General features: G+C 52.8%; 21 protein-coding genes. 11 read left to right on the forward strand and 10 right to left on the reverse strand.

The features are described from left to right. Positions 1 to 102 precede the first annotated feature (102 nt). Entirely contained in the window at positions 103 to 540 is a 438-nt protein-coding gene (locus NBE99_RS01825) for an ATP-binding protein (protein ID WP_250682816.1), read from the forward strand. Here NBE99_RS01825 and NBE99_RS01830 read toward each other — a convergent pair. From NBE99_RS01830 to NBE99_RS01855, 6 genes are all read right to left on the reverse strand, one after another. Further along, positions 537 to 1,448 carry a branched-chain amino acid transaminase gene (locus tag NBE99_RS01830; RefSeq protein ID WP_250682817.1) on the reverse strand — a complete coding sequence of 304 codons (912 nt, stop codon included), beginning with the start codon at positions 1,446 to 1,448 and terminating at the stop codon, positions 537 to 539. The two genes, NBE99_RS01825 and NBE99_RS01830, sit on opposite strands and share 4 nt — an antisense overlap. 92 nt (positions 1,449 to 1,540) lie before the next feature. Further along, on the reverse strand, positions 1,541 to 2,551 hold the full coding sequence (locus NBE99_RS01835; protein ID WP_250682818.1) for a DUF389 domain-containing protein: 1,011 nt from the start codon (positions 2,549 to 2,551) through the stop codon (positions 1,541 to 1,543). A gap of 47 nt (positions 2,552 to 2,598) precedes the next feature. After that, positions 2,599 to 3,063, reverse strand: a complete 465-nt coding sequence (locus NBE99_RS01840) for an MEKHLA domain-containing protein (RefSeq protein WP_250682819.1) — start codon at positions 3,061 to 3,063, stop codon at positions 2,599 to 2,601. A 3-nt stretch (positions 3,064 to 3,066) separates the two neighbouring features. Then, positions 3,067 to 4,221, reverse strand: a complete 1,155-nt coding sequence (locus NBE99_RS01845) for an alanine--glyoxylate aminotransferase family protein (protein ID WP_250682820.1) — start codon at positions 4,219 to 4,221, stop codon at positions 3,067 to 3,069. 34 nt (positions 4,222 to 4,255) lie between these two features. Continuing rightward, positions 4,256 to 5,269 carry a type I glyceraldehyde-3-phosphate dehydrogenase gene (locus tag NBE99_RS01850; RefSeq protein WP_250682821.1) on the reverse strand — a complete coding sequence of 338 codons (1,014 nt, stop codon included), beginning with the start codon at positions 5,267 to 5,269 and terminating at the stop codon, positions 4,256 to 4,258. A gap of 87 nt (positions 5,270 to 5,356) precedes the next feature. Then, on the reverse strand, positions 5,357 to 6,919 hold the full coding sequence (locus tag NBE99_RS01855) for a photosystem II high light acclimation radical SAM protein (RefSeq protein ID WP_250682822.1): 1,563 nt from the start codon (positions 6,917 to 6,919) through the stop codon (positions 5,357 to 5,359). Positions 6,920 to 7,133: 214 nt separating this feature from the next. Here NBE99_RS01855 and NBE99_RS01860 point away from each other — a divergent pair, with 214 nt between their 5' ends. Beyond that, positions 7,134 to 7,490, forward strand: a complete 357-nt coding sequence (locus NBE99_RS01860; protein WP_250682823.1) for a DUF1830 domain-containing protein — start codon at positions 7,134 to 7,136, stop codon at positions 7,488 to 7,490. Next, positions 7,487 to 8,236, forward strand: coding sequence for a RibD family protein (locus tag NBE99_RS01865; protein ID WP_250682824.1), 750 nt, complete (start codon positions 7,487 to 7,489; stop codon positions 8,234 to 8,236). Before NBE99_RS01860 ends, NBE99_RS01865 begins: the two co-directional genes overlap by 4 nt. Here NBE99_RS01865 and NBE99_RS01870 read toward each other — a convergent pair. Further along, positions 8,158 to 8,925: an HAD family hydrolase gene (locus NBE99_RS01870; RefSeq protein ID WP_250682825.1), complete on the reverse strand. Its 768-nt coding sequence runs from the start codon at positions 8,923 to 8,925 to the stop codon at positions 8,158 to 8,160. The two genes, NBE99_RS01865 and NBE99_RS01870, sit on opposite strands and share 79 nt — an antisense overlap. A gap of 56 nt (positions 8,926 to 8,981) precedes the next feature. Here NBE99_RS01870 and NBE99_RS01875 point away from each other — a divergent pair, with 56 nt between their 5' ends. From NBE99_RS01875 to NBE99_RS01910, 8 genes are all read left to right on the forward strand, one after another. Beyond that, on the forward strand, positions 8,982 to 9,584 hold the full coding sequence (locus NBE99_RS01875; protein WP_250682826.1) for an aminodeoxychorismate/anthranilate synthase component II: 603 nt from the start codon (positions 8,982 to 8,984) through the stop codon (positions 9,582 to 9,584). 51 nt (positions 9,585 to 9,635) lie between these two features. Continuing rightward, positions 9,636 to 10,385: an MBL fold metallo-hydrolase gene (locus NBE99_RS01880; protein ID WP_250682827.1), complete on the forward strand. Its 750-nt coding sequence runs from the start codon at positions 9,636 to 9,638 to the stop codon at positions 10,383 to 10,385. Positions 10,386 to 10,551: 166 nt separating this feature from the next. Then, positions 10,552 to 11,523: an ABC transporter ATP-binding protein gene (locus NBE99_RS01885; protein ID WP_250682828.1), complete on the forward strand. Its 972-nt coding sequence runs from the start codon at positions 10,552 to 10,554 to the stop codon at positions 11,521 to 11,523. After that, positions 11,516 to 12,343 carry an ABC transporter permease gene (locus tag NBE99_RS01890; RefSeq protein ID WP_250682829.1) on the forward strand — a complete coding sequence of 276 codons (828 nt, stop codon included), beginning with the start codon at positions 11,516 to 11,518 and terminating at the stop codon, positions 12,341 to 12,343. Before NBE99_RS01885 ends, NBE99_RS01890 begins: the two co-directional genes overlap by 8 nt. A 12-nt stretch (positions 12,344 to 12,355) precedes the next feature. Continuing rightward, the gene (locus NBE99_RS01895) at positions 12,356 to 13,897 is read left to right on the forward strand and encodes a Gldg family protein (protein WP_250682830.1); all 1,542 of its coding nucleotides are present in this window, start codon (positions 12,356 to 12,358) and stop codon (positions 13,895 to 13,897) included. Positions 13,898 to 13,979: 82 nt separating this feature from the next. Continuing rightward, on the forward strand, positions 13,980 to 15,170 hold the full coding sequence (locus NBE99_RS01900) for a chloride channel protein (protein ID WP_250682831.1): 1,191 nt from the start codon (positions 13,980 to 13,982) through the stop codon (positions 15,168 to 15,170). A 184-nt stretch (positions 15,171 to 15,354) separates the two neighbouring features. Continuing rightward, positions 15,355 to 16,437, forward strand: a complete 1,083-nt coding sequence (gene psbA / locus NBE99_RS01905) for a photosystem II q(b) protein (protein ID WP_181495653.1) — start codon at positions 15,355 to 15,357, stop codon at positions 16,435 to 16,437. Positions 16,438 to 16,538: 101 nt separating this feature from the next. Then, positions 16,539 to 17,339: a hypothetical protein gene (locus tag NBE99_RS01910; RefSeq protein ID WP_250682832.1), complete on the forward strand. Its 801-nt coding sequence runs from the start codon at positions 16,539 to 16,541 to the stop codon at positions 17,337 to 17,339. On the opposite strand, the gene NBE99_RS13290 is transcribed toward NBE99_RS01910, so the two are convergent. The 3 genes from NBE99_RS13290 to NBE99_RS01920 all read right to left on the reverse strand — a co-directional run bounded on the left by NBE99_RS13290 (position 17,309) and on the right by NBE99_RS01920 (position 19,199). After that, positions 17,309 to 17,725 carry a transposase gene (locus NBE99_RS13290; RefSeq protein ID WP_315897300.1) on the reverse strand — a complete coding sequence of 139 codons (417 nt, stop codon included), beginning with the start codon at positions 17,723 to 17,725 and terminating at the stop codon, positions 17,309 to 17,311. The two genes, NBE99_RS01910 and NBE99_RS13290, sit on opposite strands and share 31 nt — an antisense overlap. Next, positions 17,655 to 18,257 carry a transposase gene (locus tag NBE99_RS01915; protein WP_250682833.1) on the reverse strand — a complete coding sequence of 201 codons (603 nt, stop codon included), beginning with the start codon at positions 18,255 to 18,257 and terminating at the stop codon, positions 17,655 to 17,657. Before NBE99_RS01915 ends, NBE99_RS13290 begins: the two co-directional genes overlap by 71 nt. 177 nt (positions 18,258 to 18,434) lie before the next feature. Continuing rightward, positions 18,435 to 19,199 carry a hypothetical protein gene (locus NBE99_RS01920; RefSeq protein WP_250682834.1) on the reverse strand — a complete coding sequence of 255 codons (765 nt, stop codon included), beginning with the start codon at positions 19,197 to 19,199 and terminating at the stop codon, positions 18,435 to 18,437. Positions 19,200 to 19,202 lie beyond the last annotated feature (3 nt).

Below are 19,202 nucleotides of genomic sequence, written 5' to 3' on the forward strand. Positions count from 1 at the left end.
TGCTAAGCTAAAGGAGGAGGGGTTCGGTTATCCGCCAATGACTTTCACCAGTCTCGGATCTGCATCCCAGTGCCCAGTGATGTTTCGCGGGTTGTGCCGTCTATGACGTTAATGTACGTTGCGCCTCAATGGCAGACCCTAACATTTCCCTCGACGCTTTTTCTACAACCGATTCTAGAGATTCTACTCACTGATCTTCCTCCCGAGTACAAAGATGAGATTCGGCTGGGTCTCCAAGAAGCCCTTGTGAATGCTGCTCGCCACGGCAATCAACTCAATCCCGAAAAACTTGTTTTTGTGCGCTACACCATCTTCCCGGATGAATGCTGGTGGGTCATTACGGATCAGGGGGAGGGCTTTTCCCCCCCCAGTAACGTTTCTGAAACTGCCGATGAGCTATTACCTGCCGCCGACTGTGAATGTGGTCGCGGCTTATTTTTGATCTATGCCATTTTTGATGAGGTGTACTGGAACGCTAAAGGTACAGAAGTGAGCCTGTGCAAGTATCTTACGCCAACGCATCATAGCCGCTTTAGCTAAAGGGGAATCACATCAATCCAGTGGCGATACTGCGGCTCGCGGCCTTCAACAATGGCCTGTAATTGCTGTTGCAGTTGGCGCGTCAGGGGGCGATCGCTGGGCAGGGTGTACGTTTCAATGCGACTCACCGGCACAATTCGCGCAGCCGTGCCGGTTAAAAAGACCTCATCAGCAATCAACAGTTCCGTGCGATCCACAGGCCGCTCAATGACTTTGACACCAGCCGCTTGCGCTAGCTCAATGACACTGCGACGGGTAATCCCCTCCAGAATGTCTTGATCCACACTAGGGGTTACCAGTTGCCCTTCCCGCACCAAAAAAAGGTTCATTCCCGACGCTTCGCAGACTTTCCCCTGTTCATTAAGGAGAATCGCTTCATCAAAGCCAGAGCAGACCGCTTCTGTTTTGGCCAGTGCAGAGACAATATAAGAGGTGGTCAACTTGCCCCGTAGGGGAAAGGAGCGATCGCACTGCCGCTGCCAAGAACTAATGCGACAGGTGACGCCTGCAGCCGAGAGGTAATCCCCAAGGGGCATGCCGTAAATGAGAAAATCCTTTTCAATATCATGGAGCCGTGGCGCAATGCCTAGCCCAGAGGTATAGACCAAAGGCCGAATGTAGAAGGGCACGGTTGGTTGGTTTTTTTGCACCCATGCAATAATTTTCGACTTAATCTCGCTAGTGGGCAATTCATAGCCCAGATAGTGGGCGCTGCGACTGAGGCGACGACAGTGATCCTCAAGACGGAAGAGGAGAATTTCCTTGGCGTTCGCCGGATTGGGGAGACCGCGCAAGCCACCTAGGGCAGCGGTTCCGTAGTGAAGGGCATGGGTGGCCACAGAAATTTTGGCCTCTTCAAAGGGCACAAATTGACCGTTGAGATAGGCGTAGGGGAGAAAGTCACTCATGCGTCAATGGGAAGCGTTGACAAAAGACAGATGAAACCGAAGATAAGCTGCAATCTCAATAGTCTAACATTTTGGCTTGACGCTCAAAGAAACTAGGGCAATGGCTCCTCTGAGGTAACTTCTTCAATGCTAGACACCTGTAGCACTAAACGAAAAGGGCGATTCATCTGTTGTTGGATAAACTCTTCCATGAGTGCCACTTGTTTTGGGGTCACAGGCTCGCGGGCACGCACATTCACCCGAATTACGGGTGGGTTACTGACCCAATTCGTCTCCATGCCCAATAAGTCAAGACGCTGAAATGTCAGCGTTCCTCGAGTGAGTGCCTCCCGTACTTGCTGTTGCAGCCGCGCTTGTTCAATGAGCCGACTAAAGCTAATGGCGAGGGGAATCACCAACAGACCCGTGAGGGCAGCAGCAATGGTAAGAGGACGACGCCCTTGGTGCAAGGGGATATAGCCAACAATGACAAAAACTACCATGCAGGCCAGCGTAATTCCCAACAGGTTGGTGAGATAGAGCAGCGTTGCCCCCACACTCAGACTCGTATTCAACTGCGCTATGCCGAGACCCACTGTGCAAACGGGGGGCATGAGGGCAACGGCGATCGCTGTCCCTGCCAACGTGTTTGAGACACGGGGTTCCGCTACTGCATAGGCACTCACTGCACCGGCTGCCACCGCAATACCCAAGTCCAGCAGATTGGGCTGCGAGCGTGCCATGATCTCACTGCCATAGACCTCAAGACCCACCATGACGCCGATTGTCCAAGACATGCCAATGGCCATGAGGGTACCCACAATTAGAGCAGTTGCGGCCTCACGAAACATCTTAAATTCGCCAATGAGAGCGGCTAAGGCCAAGCCGCGAATCGGCAGCATCAGCGGTGCAATCACCATCGCGCCAATAATCACAGCCGCACTATTGGACAGCAAGCCAAAGGTGGCGATCGCGCAGGAGCTAATAATCAAAATAATGTAGGGGACACTCAGGCAAGATTCAGCATAGAGAATTTGAATCAGTTGATTGAGACTTTCCGTCGTGCGGCGATGGTAGCGGAAGGCTTGAACCTGATGCAGCCAATGGACAAGGAGTTGTTTCATGAACTATGCGCCCAAATCAGTAGAAAGCAGGATCGGTTAGATCAATCCTACAGGAACTGCCACTGGTCAAAGGTCGCTGCTTGCCCCACTGGAGTGCCCGCTTCATCCAAAACGGTCCAAATCCACGCATTTTCAATGCGAAACCGCCGTCCCGTGCGGGAGATACGAACGCCGCTATAGTTATTGGCATAGCCTTGGCGGGCTGCTTGGGCAAGGAGGTGTGCTCGTTCGGCCTGAGCCATGGGTTCCGCTGTGAGCCGTGAAGGAAGCTGCACGAATTCTGACCAAGAGAGTTCCCACAGGGTGAGGGCGGCTTGGTTGCCATAGTTGAGGATTGGGTCAGCCTCACACCCATGGGAGAGAACGGGCTGTGACCAGTGAAACAATTGCTGCGCTAATCTCCCCTCATCCTGAGCAGGATTAGGTAGGAGCGATCGCCCCGTCCAATGCTGAAAGCTGGCACAAATTCGTCGTGCCTGTTGAATTGCCCTAGGTTCTAACCAAAATTCCATGGCCTAGGCCGTGGTCAATACGCGACTGGCAGCTGCCACCCCCGCGCCGGGACTAAAGTTGGTGTATCCCAATTCGCCAAGCACCACTTCAAGGGCACTCACTGCCGCTAAAATATCGCGATCGCTCACAAAACCCAAGTGACCTAAACGGAAAATCTGTCCCTTTAGGTGATCTTGACCGCCCGCTAGGGCAATGTCAAAGCGTTTTTTCATCAGGCTGCGAATCTTTTCGGCCTCTACCCCTTGGGGTGCCACCGCCGTAATGGCGGGACTGGCGCAGTGATCCGGCGCATAAAGGGGCAAGTTCAATGCCTTCATCGCTGCACGGGTCGCCTGCATCAAGCGATGGTGACGCGCAAAGATATTCTCCAAGCCCTCCGCTTGCATCATCTCCAGTGCTGTTTTCAGGGCAAAGAAGAGATTCACTGGTGGCGTAAAGGGCGTTGTGTTCTTGGCGGCATCTTTGCGGTATTTCCCTAGGTCAAGATAGAACTTCGGCAGCGTGGCTGTCTTATAGGCTTCCCATGCCTTGGCACTGACACTGACAAAAGCCAACCCCGGCGGAATCATATACCCCTTTTGGGAACCAGAACCAACCACATCTAGTCCCCACTCATCAACGGGCACGTTCACTGCACCGAGACTGGTGACCGCATCCACAATGATCAGGGCTTGACCATGGGCTTTGACATGGCGGCTGATTGCCTCTAAATCGTTAATGACGCCCGTTGAGGTTTCACTGTGGGTGATGATTACTGCCTTGATGGTTTTAGCGGTGTCTGCCTCCAAAGCGGCTTTGAAGTCATCGGGGTTGAGAGGTTGTCCCCAAGGGGCAGTAATACGCTCGGTTTTGAGGCTGTAGGCATCGCACACTTCCCCCCAGCGATCGCCAAACTTACCGTTACAGCCCACAAGGACGCGATCGCCCGCACTGAGAAAGTTAATGATCCCGGCTTCCATTGCCCCTGTGCCACTGGCGGTCAAAATCAGCACATCATTCGTAGTCTGATGCAGCCATTTCAACCCTGCCATCACCGCTGCCATGATCTCACTAAAGTCACCGCTGCGATGGCCAATGGGATGTTTGCTGAGGGATAGCAGAACCGACTCCGGCACCGGCGTAGGACCCGGAATCATTAACATCGATTTATCTTGCATCGTGAGTTGCGAACCAATCCTTAAAATGAAACGACTAAGCCCAGTGAGCGGCCATGTGCTCTGCCAAGTCTAGGACCCGCTGGCTATAGCCCCACTCGTTATCGTACCAAGCCACCACTTTCACCAGATTGCCCCCCATCACCATCGTGAGGGACGCATCCAAAATCGAGGAGGCGTTGTGGCCCCGATAGTCCGAAGACACCAGCTCCAGTTCGCTGTAGTGGATAATCCCCTTCATGGTGGTTTCCGAGGCTTCTTTGATCACTTGGTTGACCTGCTCAGCAATAGTGGGTTTCTCCACCTGAGCAACAAAGTCCACCACAGAAACATTGGGGGTGGGTACCCGCAGGGCAATCCCGTTCAGCTTACCTTGCAACTCGGGAATCACCAATCCAACCGCCTTAGCAGCCCCCGTGGAGGTGGGCACAATGTTCATTGCTGCTGCCCGTGCCCGCCGCAGATCGCGGTGACTGGCATCGAGTAGGCGTTGATCCCCCGTGTAGCTGTGGGTCGTCGTCATCATCCCCTGCTGAATGCCAAAGGCTTCATGAAGCACTTTGACAATAGGGGCTAAGCAGTTGGTGGTGCAACTGGCATTGCTGACGATGTCTTCACTGGGATCGTAGGTGTGGTGATTCACCCCGACCACATACGTGGGGATATTGCCTTTGCCGGGTGCGGTGATCAGAACTTTTTTTGCACCGGCATTGAGGTGTTTGCTCGCCCCCTCGCGGCTAGTAAAGACCCCCGTGGCTTCAATGACCAAGTCAATCCCCCAAGCGCTCCAGGGCAGATTTTCAGGGTTGCGATCGGACACACATTTAACCGCATGGCCGTCGGTATAAATGCAGTCGTCGTCAGCGCTAATTTCGGCATCGTGGAAAATGCCTAACATCGAGTCATACTTCAGCAAATGGGCATTGGTGCGGGGATCGGAGGTATCGTTGATGCCTACAATCTCTAGCTTGCTATTGGCTTTCCGCTGTAACCAGCAACGCATGAAGTTCCGACCGATGCGCCCAAAACCATTGATAGCGACTCTAACCACCTGATCCCTTCCTCTGTTTACTAACTCATTGCCAGAAATGATCTAGGAAACATTCTAAGGGGGAATGGTCATTTTATTGCGCTTTTTTTAACGATGCGCCAAAGGGCGTTCCTCAAGAGGCGCAGACAAGGCCTCCTCTAGGGGAGCACAGCCAAAGCGCTCCTCCAGTAGATCCATGACGGTGCGGCCAAAGTCATTGGGATTGAGTCGCCAAGCTGCAAGGCACACCTCACCAAAGACGGATCCCATGGGTTCGGGGTTCCAAAGCAGTTTCTTAGCGGTCCAAGGCATCAGGCTCATGGGGTTGTAGCCGGGGCGCAAAATGCCGCGCTCGAGAGCGTACTCCTCAAGGTGGGTATGGGGTTGCAGGCCAATGAAGAAGATGGCTGGCTCAACGTTGTCCGCACCAAAAATGCGCTCTAGTTCGCGGTGGTAGGCTATCGTCTGGGCAATCGTTTCGGGGCGTTCGTCAATGACATTGAAGGAGTAATTCACAGAAACGAGGGCGTTGAACCCGGCGGCTTTCAAATCACGACAGTTTTGCAGCACCGTTCGCAGGTTGTAGCCCATGCGCATTTTCCGCACTAGTTCTTGGGAGCCACTGGTAATGCCGATTTCAAAGTAGTTCATCCCCGTTTGCACCATCAGGCCGCAGAGTTCGGGGGTGAGGTTGTCGGCACGGATGTAGGCCGCCCAGTGAATATCATTCATGCCTGCTTTGAGGATTTCCCGCAGCAGGGCGATCGCGTCAGGAATAAATTTGCGAGCGGGTATAAACTGGGCATCCGTAAACCAAAAGTTGCGCACACCGCGATCGTAAAGCTGGCGCATTTCAGCGACGACTTCCTCAGCGGGGTTAATGCGCACCTGTTTGCCTTCAACCACGGTATAGACGCAGTAGCAGCAGTTGTGGGGACAGCCGCGCTTGGTTTGCACGCCAATATAAAAGTCGCCCCCCTGAAGGTAATACTCAAATTCTGGCCAAATGGTTTCGATGTAGTCGTAGTTGCAGGCGGTTTTTTCAATCGGGGTTGGCCATTCGTGGATGAGGCGATCGCGGGGCTTTTCAACACCGGCAATGTAGCACCGTTCCCCTGAAATAGGTTGTCCAGTGAGTACCTTGTGAAGTAGCGTTTCCCCTTCGCCCACTGAAACGATCGTTCCCTTGGGCAGTTGAGAGCCGAGCTGCTCATAAAAGACACTGACCGCACCGCCACCGACGATGGTCGTGACTTCCGGATGGTGACGCTTGGCATGGTGGAGTCCCAAACGGATTAAATTGAGGTTTCGCCGGAGTTCACCATAGTAGGCACTCATCACCCGCAACCCCCCGATCGCCCCCCGCAACTTCACCAAGGGATTGCGAGCGTAATAGACCTCAAAGGCATTTTGCAGTGGATTGCCCCCCCGTCCCCCCACAGGGGCATAGATTTGAATATCCCGCCAAGAAAAAACAAGATGTGTGGGTTGAAAGTCATCAATCACTTGGGCAAGGGCACGGCGAAAGTCAAGGGGTGGCACCGTTCCCAAATCAAAAATGCGTTGTTCAACACTGGCTAATTGCTTATGGATATAGTCCGCAAGATAGACGACACCAATGGGAAAAATGGGGTTGCAGGGGAGACGGACGTAGAGGACACGCGGAGACATAGGCTAGCCCAAGATCTATGGAAACGCTAAATTCTTAATAAATCTCTATTGCTGTTTAGGTTTTAACACATTTGCGCCTTTCCAGCAGGGGATCACGGGAACTCAAGGAAAGGATTAACTGTCCATCCTGTAGTTGAGTTTACAACTGTATCGAATTGGCAATGTTAGGCTAACAAGGGTAAAGACACGTCCCTATAAGAAACCATTACTTCCTATGCCGCAAATCTTTGATCCCGTCCCTAGCGATAGTTGCGATCGCATCCTCTGCTGTTATGTCAACGCCACCAGCAAAATTCAGGTGGTGCGGATCACAAATATTGCCAACTGGTATTTCGAGCGGGTTGTTTTTCCGGGGCAGCGACTGGTATTTGAATCGCCACGGGCAGGACAACTGGAAGTTCACAGCGGCATGATGGCAAGTGCAATTCTCTCCGACACGATCCCCTGTAGGGAGCTACTGGTGCAAGAGGGGGGAGATAATTTTTTTCCCAGTGATCCCGTCAGCCAGCAACGGCTAGAATTACTCAATGAAGCCCCTGTGGAACCGACTGAAAAAGTCATGAGTCATTGAGTCAATCGAAATTAATTGCCCGTCCCCATACAATTGCGATTTTGGCCAGCAGTTTAGATGGCCGCCTTGCTCGCGCCGATGCTTTAGGTCAGCGCATTGCCTCAGCCTATGACTTTCAGCACCTTGAACAGCAGGTGGCACAGGTAGATGCGGTACTCTTCGGGGCGACAACATTGCGTTTGGGGGGGACAGCGATGCGCCTTCAATCTCCCCATCTGATTGCTGAGCGCGAACACCAAGGGCGATCGCCCCAACCGCTGCAAATTGTCTGCTCCGCTAGTGGTGAATTAGATTTCAATCTCCCTTTCTTTCGCCAGCCGATTCGCCGTGCCTTACTGACCACCGAGAAAGGCGCCAGCCGTTGGCAAGGATCCACTGCCTTTGATCACTGTTGGTGTGCTGGGGTGGAGGAGATTGACTGGCCACAGGCGTTTACGCACATTCAAGGGGCTAGTGTGCAAACCTTGGCCGTGTTGGGAGGAGGACAGCTTTTCGCTTCCCTGTTGCGGATTGCGGCCATTGACGAATTGTGGTTGACCCTCTGCCCCCTCCTCCTAGGTTCGGCAGCCCCTAGCCTCTATCCAGAGGAGATTGCCTTCTCAGGGAGGTTGACGCTCCTCAATGTCTTGCCTGTGGGCAATGAGGTTTATCTCCACTACCGTTTAAATCAGGGGTCAGCAAGCTGTTCAGACCCATCAAGGCTGATGTGGAGTTCGCAGGGGGATGTGGCAACGCAATCGCAATAATTCAGGACAGGTGGCGAATGCCAACCCCACGTAACACCAATGCTGCCCGCTGCGCCCCCCTGCCGTGCCATGAGGCCATCACTATCGGCATCACCAATAACGACGGTTTGATCGGGTCGCACCCCAAGACGATCGCACACCCTCAGGAATACCTGCGGATCGGGCTTCGTGGGTGGCTCATCTCCCCCCTGCCAACATTGGAAAAAGGGTTTCAAGTGATAGGTGTCTAAAAAAGCCTCGATTTCTGAGGTGCGATCGCTAGAAATAATCGCCAAGGCACATCCTAGTCCATGCAACCGTTGCACTAGCTCAATTACCCCCCGCAGGGGCGGTGTCAACTCTGCTTTGGCGGCAAATTCTCGGTCTACGGCGGCAAAGGCGGCATTCGCCCGTTCTAAGGCGGCAATCCAAGGAACTCCCTGCGTGGCCACAAAGGCTGCGGCGGCAATCAGGTTCTCCTGCTGTGTCCCCACCGCTTGTAATCCCGTTGGATCAAGGTGATCACCCATCACCCCAAAGGCCTGAAGTAACGACGCTTTGAGATTGGGAAAGTGCTCGGCAATTTTCACAGCGCGGGCGATCGCCACCGCCTTGAGGTAATTAGCAACATCTGCTAGAGTGCCATCCTTATCAAATACCACCGCTGCCACAGGGTCAAAAGAGCGTCCGCGACACGACAGCCGTACCATCCGTAAAACCTCTAGGTAGTAGGATCAGAAAGAAAAAGATAGAGGACGTTGCCCCCTTGCTTATCGTTATTGATAACTACGACAGCTTCACGTATAACCTTGTGCAGTACCTTGGGGAACTGGCGCAGGAATTTCCTACGGCCGCTGACCTGCGGGTCTTTCGCAATGACAAGATCACCCTTGATGAGATTGCTGCTCTGTCCCCCGCGGCTGTGGTCATTTCCCCTGGTCCTGGTCGCCCCGCCGATGCAGGTATTTCCGAAGCACTAATCCGCACCTATGCTGGAAAACTACCAATCTTAGGGGTTTGTTTGGGACATCAGGCCATTGGTGAAGTGTTTGGCGGCATGGTCACTCTAGCTCCAACCCTAATGCACGGCAAAACATCCGAGATTTACCACAGTGGTGTCGGCGTATTTCAAGGGCTGCCCCAACCTTTTACAGCGACCCGCTACCACAGCCTCGTGATTGACCGTGCCACTTGCCCCGATGTGCTGGAAATTACCGCTTGGACAACTGATGGGCTAATCATGGGGGTGCGCCATCGCCACTATCCGACACTTGAAGGCGTGCAGTTCCATCCGGAAAGTATTCTCACTATCTACGGCAAAAACCTGCTGCGGAACTTTTTGCGAGGAGTGGCCAGTCCAGCGTTGTGAGCCAGCCACTTTTCGGTACACTGAGCTGGGATAGTCTTGTGGGGAGAGAAAATGGAACGGCGGCAGTTCTTGCGTTGGGCGCAAATTGGGGCGATCGCCAGCCTCGGCGGACACTGGGCAGCCCATGCCCAAAGCAGTGGTCTCTCTCTGCAATGGTTGGGCCACACCTGTTTTCTCTTTACCGGCAGTGGCCAGCGGGTACTGGTGAATCCCTTTCGTCCCATTGGTTGCACCAAAGGATTGCGCCCCCCGCGGGTGGCTGCCGATATTGTCATGATTAGTAGTCGCCTCTTCGACGAGGGGTATATTGAAGGCCTAGCGGGACGGCCAAAGCTACTCTTTCAACCGGGTTCCTATAAAGTCAATGGTCTGAGTATTCAGGGCATCCGTACCAGCCATGATCGCGTCGGTGGCTTCCGCTTTGGCGTGAATGTGGTTTGGCGCTGGCAGCAAGGCGGCATCAATCTCTTGCACTTAGGGGGAATTGCCATGCCCATCACGATTGAGCAGCGCATCCTCATGGGACGGCCTGATGTGATGATTGTCCCCGTGGGCGGCAGTGATAAGGCCTATACAGCTGAGGAGGCTAAGGCAGCCATTGAAGTTCTGGAACCGCGTTTGGTCATTCCTTCCCACTATCGGACGGCTGCGGCTGACCCCAATAATTGTGATCTCAAAGGTCTAGAGGACTTCTTGAAAGTCATGGAGGGAACCCCGGTTCGCCGCAGTGGCAGTGCGTCCCTTAGCCTATCGGCAGCCAATTTGCCCCAGAAGACCACCATCCAAGTCCTCAGTATTTGAGGAAAAAAGCAGGTATGATGGTCTGTCAGTGTTTCCCGTGCAGCCCTTTTCTAAAATACGGGGTACGCTGAGGGACTCTGATCCTTGCCAACAGCGGTTTTGAGGCTTGGGAGTGTGTTCCATCCTTCCTTCGGAAAAGGGCGGTAGGATGAGTTGAGGAAACGCAATGATTCAGGTTGAACACCTGACGAAGGTTTACGGTACAACCGTCGCGCTACGGGATGTCAGCTTTTCAGCAGCCAGCGGTGAAATTCTTGGTCTGCTAGGACCGAATGGTGCGGGTAAAACCACGACAATGCGGATTTTGGCAGGGTATCTACCGGCCACGAGTGGTACCGCGTCCATTGCTGGCTATGAAGTCCACACGGATCCAATGGCGGTGCGACAACGCATTGGTTATCTCCCAGAAAATCCCCCCCTGTACACAGAAATGACGGTGGCGGGTTATTTGCACTTTGTGGCTCGCATCAAGGGCGTCAGTGCCGGCGATCGCCCCCAGCGGCTAGAATATGCCCTCAAAAGCTGTGGCCTTTGGGATCAACAACGGACGATTATTCGCAAACTCTCAAAGGGCTACCGCCAGCGGGTTGGCATTGCCCAAGCGATTGTTCACGATCCACCAGCCATTATTCTCGATGAACCCACCGTCGGTCTGGATCCACGGCAGATTATTGAGGTGCGCAACCTGATTAAAAACTTGGCAGGGCAGCATACCGTCATTCTCTCCACGCACATCTTGGCGGAAGTGAGTATGACTTGCGATCGCGCCGTGATTATTAACAAGGGCGAAGTGGCAGGCATTGGCCAACTGGATGAACTGCTGCAACGCCTCAGTAGTAGCTACACCTATGACCTCGAATTGGCGGGCGATCGCACCCACATTGAACCGCTCCTGCAAGGCCTGCCAGATCTGCAACAGGTCACGTGGGGGAATGCTACGCCCCAAGGACGGCAGCAGCTTCAAGTCAGCAGTCCGAAAGAAATTGGAGCCGATTTGGCCACTCTCCTTGTCCAACATGGAGTGCAACTCTTTGAAATGCGCCGCTCCCGTGCCAACCTAGAGGAGGTGTTCTTGAAGCTAACGACCGATGAACCCACCGCAGAACCCAGCGAACCAACGGCAGAAGCCCATGCTTAGCATTTCTCTCCACGGGCTGCGTGTCCTCCTTGCTAACATTCTCGCCATCTATCGCCGTGAACTTCAGAGTTACTTTAGTGCCCCCTTCTACTATGTGATTGCCGGGGTGTTCTGGCTCCTCAGTGGCCTCTTTTTCCTTGTTGTGATGACGACGATTATTGGCCAAGTCGCCCAGCAGGATTTGCTACAACAACAGTTTGGGGCGCCGAGCCAAGCCGTTGACGTTCCCAAGCTGATTCTCGAAAGCTTCCTTGGACTCCTCGGCTCGATCTCCCAAGTCATTCTGCCCATGCTCTCGATGGGACTGTACACTGAGGAGCGCAAACGCGGCACCCTTGAACTGTTGGCCACCTCACCCATTACCAACTGGTGTGTGGCAACGGGTAAACTACTGGCGGTGCTGACCTTTTATACCACTCTGCTGCTGCCCGTGATTGTCTATCAGTTTGTGGCACTTCGGCAGAGCACCCCCCCCTTATCTCCTTGGTTGATTCTGGCGGGCAATGGGGGACTAATTCTTTTGGCAGCAGCTATTCTCTCGTTGGGCATGTTTCTTTCATCCTTGACGGATAGCACCATTTTGGCAGCTATTTTGGGATTCGCCGTGTTGCTGATTCTCTGGGTACTTGATGTCTTGGCTAAAAATACGGGGGGTAACCTCAGTGATGTGCTGACCTATCTTTCGCCCCTAGAGCACTTTACCAACCTGACGCGAGGCATCTTTCGCAGCAGTAGCCTCGTTGTTTTTGGCAGCTACGTTTTCTTGGGCATTTTCCTGACAGCGCAGTCCATTGATGCCTTTCGCTACCAACGCAATTAGGGGGAACAGGTCATGAAACGCTTTGCCCTAGGCTCGCCTGAAGGATTCTCCACGCTATTGCTCTGGGCAGCTCCACTCCTAATTGTTGCCGGCTTGAGTGCTGGCATCGTCACCAATCGCTGGAATTGGCTGCCCTTGGGACTCTTGGCCTTGGGGGGAGTTGCGCTACTGCTGTGGCTGATTCAACAAAGTCGTGTTTCTACAGGTTTTTGGGGGCGGCGCTCCACTCAAACCAGTACGAATGCCATCCTTACGGTAATTGCCGTGATTGCCCTATTGGGCATCGTTAACTTTTTGGCCGATCGCTACAGTGTTGAGATTGATCTCACCGAAAACCGTGCCTTTACCCTAGCGGCAGAAACCCGTGATGTCCTGCAAACTCTGGATCAGCCGGTGCGGGTATTGGTGTTTGATGCCAATGCCGCCAGTCGCGATCGCCTGCTGTTGGAACAGTACCGCCGTCAGGCCAATCACCAGTTTTCATTTGAGTTCATTGACCCCCAAGCTGAACCAGCCCTTGCCAAAAAGTACAACGTGACTCAAGTGGGGCAAGTGATTGTTGTGGCGGGCAAGAAAACGCAGCGCATTGATGAAGAGCTTTCTGAAAGTAATCTCACGCCAGCCCTGATTCGGGTGACGAGCGATCGCACGATCCGTGCCTATTTCACCACAGGACACAATGAACTCCTCCTTACAGGTGGCTCCGCCAGTCTCAGTGAAGTGGCTAAACTCCTCGAGCAGCGAGATGTGGAACTCCTGCCCCTCAATTTGCTGGAGAAGGGGAAAATTCCCGAAGATACCAATGTCATTGTTGTTGCTGGACCCCGGCAGCCCTTTTTGCGTCTGGAGCAGGATCTGCTCAAGGACTACCTGAATCGTGGTGGTAGTCTGCTGCTGATGCTTGATGTCGATGTCAATGCGGGTCTGGATGATTTACTGAAAAACTGGGGACTCACGCTCGATAATCGCTGGGTCATTGATGGCTCTGGTGTGGGTCAACAGGTGGGACTCGGTCCCGACACGATTATTGTCACCACCTATGGTAATCACCCCATTACTCAACGCTTTGCCCAAGGTCCGAGTGTCTTTCCCCGCGCGCAAGCCATTCGCATTGATCCTGTGAAGGATGATGACATTGTCGAGATTGCCCTCTCGGGCCCGCAAACTTGGGCGAAAACCGACTGGCAGTCGGGCAACCTTGAATTCACTGAAGGCGTAGATACCAAAGGCCCGCTGCCGATTGGCGTGGCGATTACCCGTCAGCTGAGTGAAAATCCGCCCAAGGAAGCCCGTTTGGTGGTCTTTGGGGACTCCGAGTTTGCCACCGATGGCGTGATTGCCTATCAAGGGATTAATAGTGATCTCTTTGTGAATTCCGTGTTGTGGTTGGGCGATCGCGACCAAAAGGCACTTTCCATTCGTCCTCGCGAAACCACCAATCGTCGCCTGCAACTCAATGTCACCACCAGTCGCTGGCTAGAGATTATCAGTGTGTTCCTATTACCCCTTGTGGGCTTTGGTGCAGCCGTTTTTGTCTGGTGGCGGCGCCGCTAACTCTTCTTCTATGGCAAGAGCCTCCTACCCGTATCCCCGTTTGCTCCTGTATGCCCTAATCGTTGGTCTGCTTGGTGGCTGCGTGGCCACAGCTTTTTATCTCGGTCTTAAGCTGGGGTTTGCCCTGTTGTGGGGGACTGATCCTAGCCAAGTGAGCATCAGTACGTGGGCGCACCTCTATCCTTACATTCCGCTTGTCACGGCCTTTGGCGGTTTGTTGGTGGGTTTATCGGTCAAATTCTTGGGGGCAACGGGGGGACTCGCAGATGCGATCGCAGAGTTACACCATGAGGGTCGGTTAAGTTATCGCTTTCTACCGGGTATGGCACTGGCTTCTGGCCTATCCTTGCTCTTTGGCAGTAGTGCTGGTCCTGAAAGTCCAATGATTGATATCAATGGTGGCTTAGGCAGTTGGTTCGCGGAGCGTTTACATCTACCTCCAGAGAGCACCCGTATTCTCACCCTCTGTGGCATGGCAGCGGGCATGGGGGTGTTTTTTGAGTCGCCCATTGGCGCCACGCTGTTTGTTTTGGAAGTTCCCCATCGCCGTAGTGTTGAATTTTATGAGGCGATCATTCCAGCCCTGATTTCTGCTGCTGCTGGGTTTACACTCTTTCGAGTCATCACGGGAACGAGCATTGGTGGGATATATACCTTCCCTGCCTACGACACGCTGCGTCCTGAGGATACTGGCTTTGCAGTGCTGCTCGGCATTATTGGTGCGGCGGTGGGAACGCTCTTTATCTTTTTAGATCGGCACATTCAACGCTGGCTGACCCCCTATCGGCAGTATCCTCTTGTCTTAATTGTGGCGGTGGGTTTTCTGATTGGCTTAATTGCCCTGATTCACCCGATCACTCTCTTCTACGGTGAGCGGCAAATCGAACAAGTAATCCAAGTGGTCAACCGCTATAGCATTGGCATTTTGCTGAGTGTTGCCTTCTTTAAGCTGGTTGCCCTGAGTCTCTGTCTGCGGGGGGGCTTTCGTGGGGGGGTGGTCTTTCCCCTATTTTTCGTAGGCGCCTGTGTAGGGATGGCTGTGCACCAAGCACTCCCGAATACACCCTTGAGTGTGGCCTTGGCTGGCATGATGGCGGCAATCACGGTGGCGGTGACCAAAACGCCTTTGGGGCTGGCGGTGATTCTGACGGTGATTTCCCATACGTCAATGCTGCCCTTGATTACAATCGCGACCTTAACCAGTTATCTACTGACCTTGCCCATTGCTTGGATCCCCAGCCAGCGATCGCGCGAGGACGCCCCTGATCCCTGAGAAATCATTAACAGAATATAAAATTCAGACATAACCCTTTACATTTTCCTGAGAGATTGATTAATATAAGGTTACATTCCGTTGCACAACGCCAGCGGGTGCTCCTGAAGCCTCTCAGGAACCTGATTTGGAAGTGTAAACGGTTTGTAACATTCATTCATCTTGTTCAACAGGACTTATCACTATGACGACTGTTTTACAACGTCGCGAGCAACTGAACCTGTGGGAGCAATTTTGTAGCTGGGTCACCAGCACCAACAACCGCCTCTATGTGGGCTGGTTCGGCGTGTTGATGATCCCCACTCTGCTCGCTGCCACCATCTGCTTCGTGATTGCTTTCATCGCTGCTCCCCCTGTGGACATCGATGGCATCCGTGAGCCTGTCGCTGGCTCCTTGATCTATGGCAACAACATCATCACTGGTGCGGTTGTCCCCTCCAGCAACGCCATTGGCTTGCACTTCTACCCCATTTGGGAAGCTGCTTCCCTCGATGAGTGGCTCTACAACGGTGGCCCTTACCAGCTGATCATCTTCCACTTCTTGATCGGTGTCTTCTGCTACATGGGTCGTGAGTGGGAACTCAGCTACCGCCTCGGTATGCGTCCTTGGATTTGCGTCGCCTACTCTGCTCCTGTGGCTGCTGCTACCGCTGTGTTCTTGATCTACCCCATTGGTCAAGGCAGCTTTTCTGACGGGATGCCCCTCGGTATCTCTGGCACCTTCAACTTCATGCTTGTGTTCCAAGCGGAGCACAACATCCTCATGCACCCCTTCCACCAACTGGGTGTGGCCGGTGTCTTTGGTGGTGCTCTGTTCTCGGCCATGCACGGTTCTCTGGTGACCTCCAGCTTGATCCGTGAAACCACCGAAACCGAGTCTCAAAACTACGGTTACAAATTCGGTCAAGAGGAAGAGACCTACAACATCGTGGCGGCCCACGGTTACTTTGGTCGCTTGATCTTCCAATACGCCAGCTTCAACAACAGCCGTGCCCTGCACTTTTTCCTCGCCGCTTGGCCCGTGATCGGTATCTGGTTCACCGCTCTGGGTATCAGCACGATGGCCTTCAACCTCAACGGTTTCAACTTTAACCACTCCGTTGTGGATGCTCAAGGCAACGTGATCAACACCTGGGCGGACATCATCAACCGTGCCAACTTGGGTATGGAAGTGATGCACGAGCGCAATGCTCACAACTTCCCCCTCGACTTGGCTAGCGCTGAGTCTGCTCCTGTGGCCATGATTGCTCCTAGCATCAACGGCTAATTCCTAGAGCAACTCTAACTAGCGTCTTAGTTAAAGGAACCGCCTCTTCATCAGGGGCGGTCTTTTTTTATGATGATGGTCAAAGGTTAGAGACTGTATTGATGAATGGTTGGACATCCCTCTTGGCAGTGGCAGTGCCCCTTGTGGTTCAAGCAGCAACCCCAGCCCCGCAGATCATGACGCGGGCGATCGCGATCGCTGCCGAGCAGTTTGGTGAGGAACCAGAGCAAATTAGTGTAGTTCAAGTTCAACCCAAGGTTTGGTCTGATGGCTGCTTGGGCTTGGGGGGATTGCGGGTGGATTGTGCTGAGCGCTTGACCCCCGGTTGGGAAATTATCCTCACAAATCCCAATGCTCCTTATCCCCAACAGTGGGTCTATCGTACCAATCAAAATGGCTCGCTCATTCTTTGGGATGCCGCTGGCAGTCAGATGATGGGTACCCTGATTCAGCGACCGCAACGCCTCAGTTCTGAAGAGTTACCGCCCCCCCTTCCTGAGGGCGTGAGTTTTCGTGTGATTCGGCAAAGTGATGCCTCTGGGAATCGTCCACCCTCAACGACAACGACACTGCTCTATAACGATGGTCGCATTGTGCAGCAAACCACCAATGCTCGCGGGGAAACCCTCAGCCGCACCCTGCGCACAGTCACACCTGCTCAAGTCAGTCAATTTAATCAATTGTTGAGCGATCGCCGGTTTGACCGCTTCAATGGCTTTGATTTTATACCCACACCCCTAGAGCGAGCAGTGCCTATTCATCTCGTCTCTACCCCCACCGCAACGGTGCGCTTTGCTGAAGCCAATGAATACCGCCTCGCCTCTGATTTGATTGCTGTTTTGCAGGCATGGGAGCTATTAGTTGCCAAAGGTCAGCTTCCTAGACCGCTTCCAAAAGGCTGAACATTACTGTTCAGTACTGGAACTTGCTGACGCAAGCCTACTGGACTTACCGAGTGGCAAACCACTCGCACCAGCTTCCTGCTTCTTCTGCCCATAACTCGTAAACCGCCCTTCGGATACCAGCGATCAACCACCACCAACTCACTACCGTACAACTCACATTTGTAGGTCAGTTGCCGCCTGATCTCGTACAACCTAATATCGGCAATCGTGCGGGCGAGACGAGGATTCTTCAGCATGCCGCCTACATTCAAGCCCTCAATCACGACCCTGCCGTGGTTCTTGACCAGATAGCTTGTGAGTTTGTGAAGAGCGTCATTGCGGATGCAAGCAATACGGTAGTGCGTCTTGGCCAGCTGGAGTCGGGTCTTGGCATAATTTTTTATTTTTTCCTCCTTTGGTTTGACGAGCCAGCTTCCGCTGAAGACGGCGCAAGCGTTTCTGATAGCGGGCAAAGGCTTTGGGATTCTCAAGCCGCTCCCCTGTGGACAATACTGCCAACTTGCGACTGCCGACATCTACGCCCACAACGGGGGTTTTCTTGGGGGTGGACTGTGGTTCAATGGTGTAACGAAAGGCAATGAACCAGCGATGGGCGCGGCAGCTGATGACGACATTCTTGGGGCAGACCGCAGGCAGAGGTTCGTAGCACTTCACCCAGCCGAAAATGGGCAGCTTGATGCGATTGCCGCTGATGCGGATGTTGCCTTCTAGGTAGAGGTTGCGCAGGGCTTGTTGTGGGGCACATTTGGAAGCATCGTAGTACCAAGGATTTGCCGATTTCACCTCGGCAACGAGTTTCTTATGCAAGTCAATAGCCGAGGGAAACTGGCGCTTTTCGGTTGGGGCTGCTTGTTGGTTGTGTTCTAGGATGGACTGACACAGGGCGAGTGCCCAGTTGTAGGCATGACGAGCCATCCCTGCGTCTTGGGCACAAAGGGTGCGTTGTTTTGAGGTCGAGTTCTGTCTTGAAGGAGAGGAACATGGAGTAGACTGTAACAAAGGACGTGAGGTGAGGTTATTGATTGAGTGATGCACAGTATTGCTTAGTGTTTTTGTTATTAGAGTCAACCTCTTTTCACACAGAATAAGATCTTAACGGAATACGATGCTAACTTCATCCCAGCGGCCTGACGGCGCAATTGCCTTCAGCTCATCCGCAGACTTAAATTTTCTACCTTTTTGAATTTGCTGGATGATTTTTTCAGCTTCTTCCACTTTTAAGCCTAGAACACGCTTGGCAAGATTCTCAGCTTTTTTACAGCGATTGATCGACACAGGCGAATCAAATTTTGTTTTTTTAGAGACACGCTGCTCCAATTCAGCAAAGTTTGTTTTGAGTTCATCCAATTCCTGAGCAATTTTTTCGAGTTTATCTATAATCAGCTTAATTTGGTCATTTAAGCTCTTTTGCAATTCGTTAAATAATGTCATAAATGATTGGGAATTGTGATCAATCAAGTTGCTTCTCTCTGATGTCTGTAAATGAGAGCTACTATTCTGAGAATTTATTTGCAAAATAGACTTCAGTCTTTCTTGGAAGGTTAGAACTTCCTCATCTTCAAGCTCAATTCTTGATGCCCATAGTTGATTGATGCCCAATTCACGGGCAAACTCAACTACCTCCTTGCCAAAGACAACTTCATACGCTCTGTCGCCTTCTGGTGTAGTAACTGGACGAATAATGAGGGGGATGAGGTTGGTTTTATATTTATCCAAGTCCTCACGGATCAGTTGTGGTGAAGTACAGAATAAGTCTTTGGGGTAGGTCTCTGGTACTGTCAGATAATCAATATGAATCTGACCCTGATGTGTCTGATGTAAGCCGAGGTGCTTTGAGATTCGATTGGAGTGACTCATACT

It is taken from the genome of Thermosynechococcus sp. HN-54, from assembly GCF_023650955.1.
In the GTDB taxonomy this organism is placed as follows: Bacteria; Cyanobacteriota; Cyanobacteriia; order Thermosynechococcales; family Thermosynechococcaceae; genus Thermosynechococcus.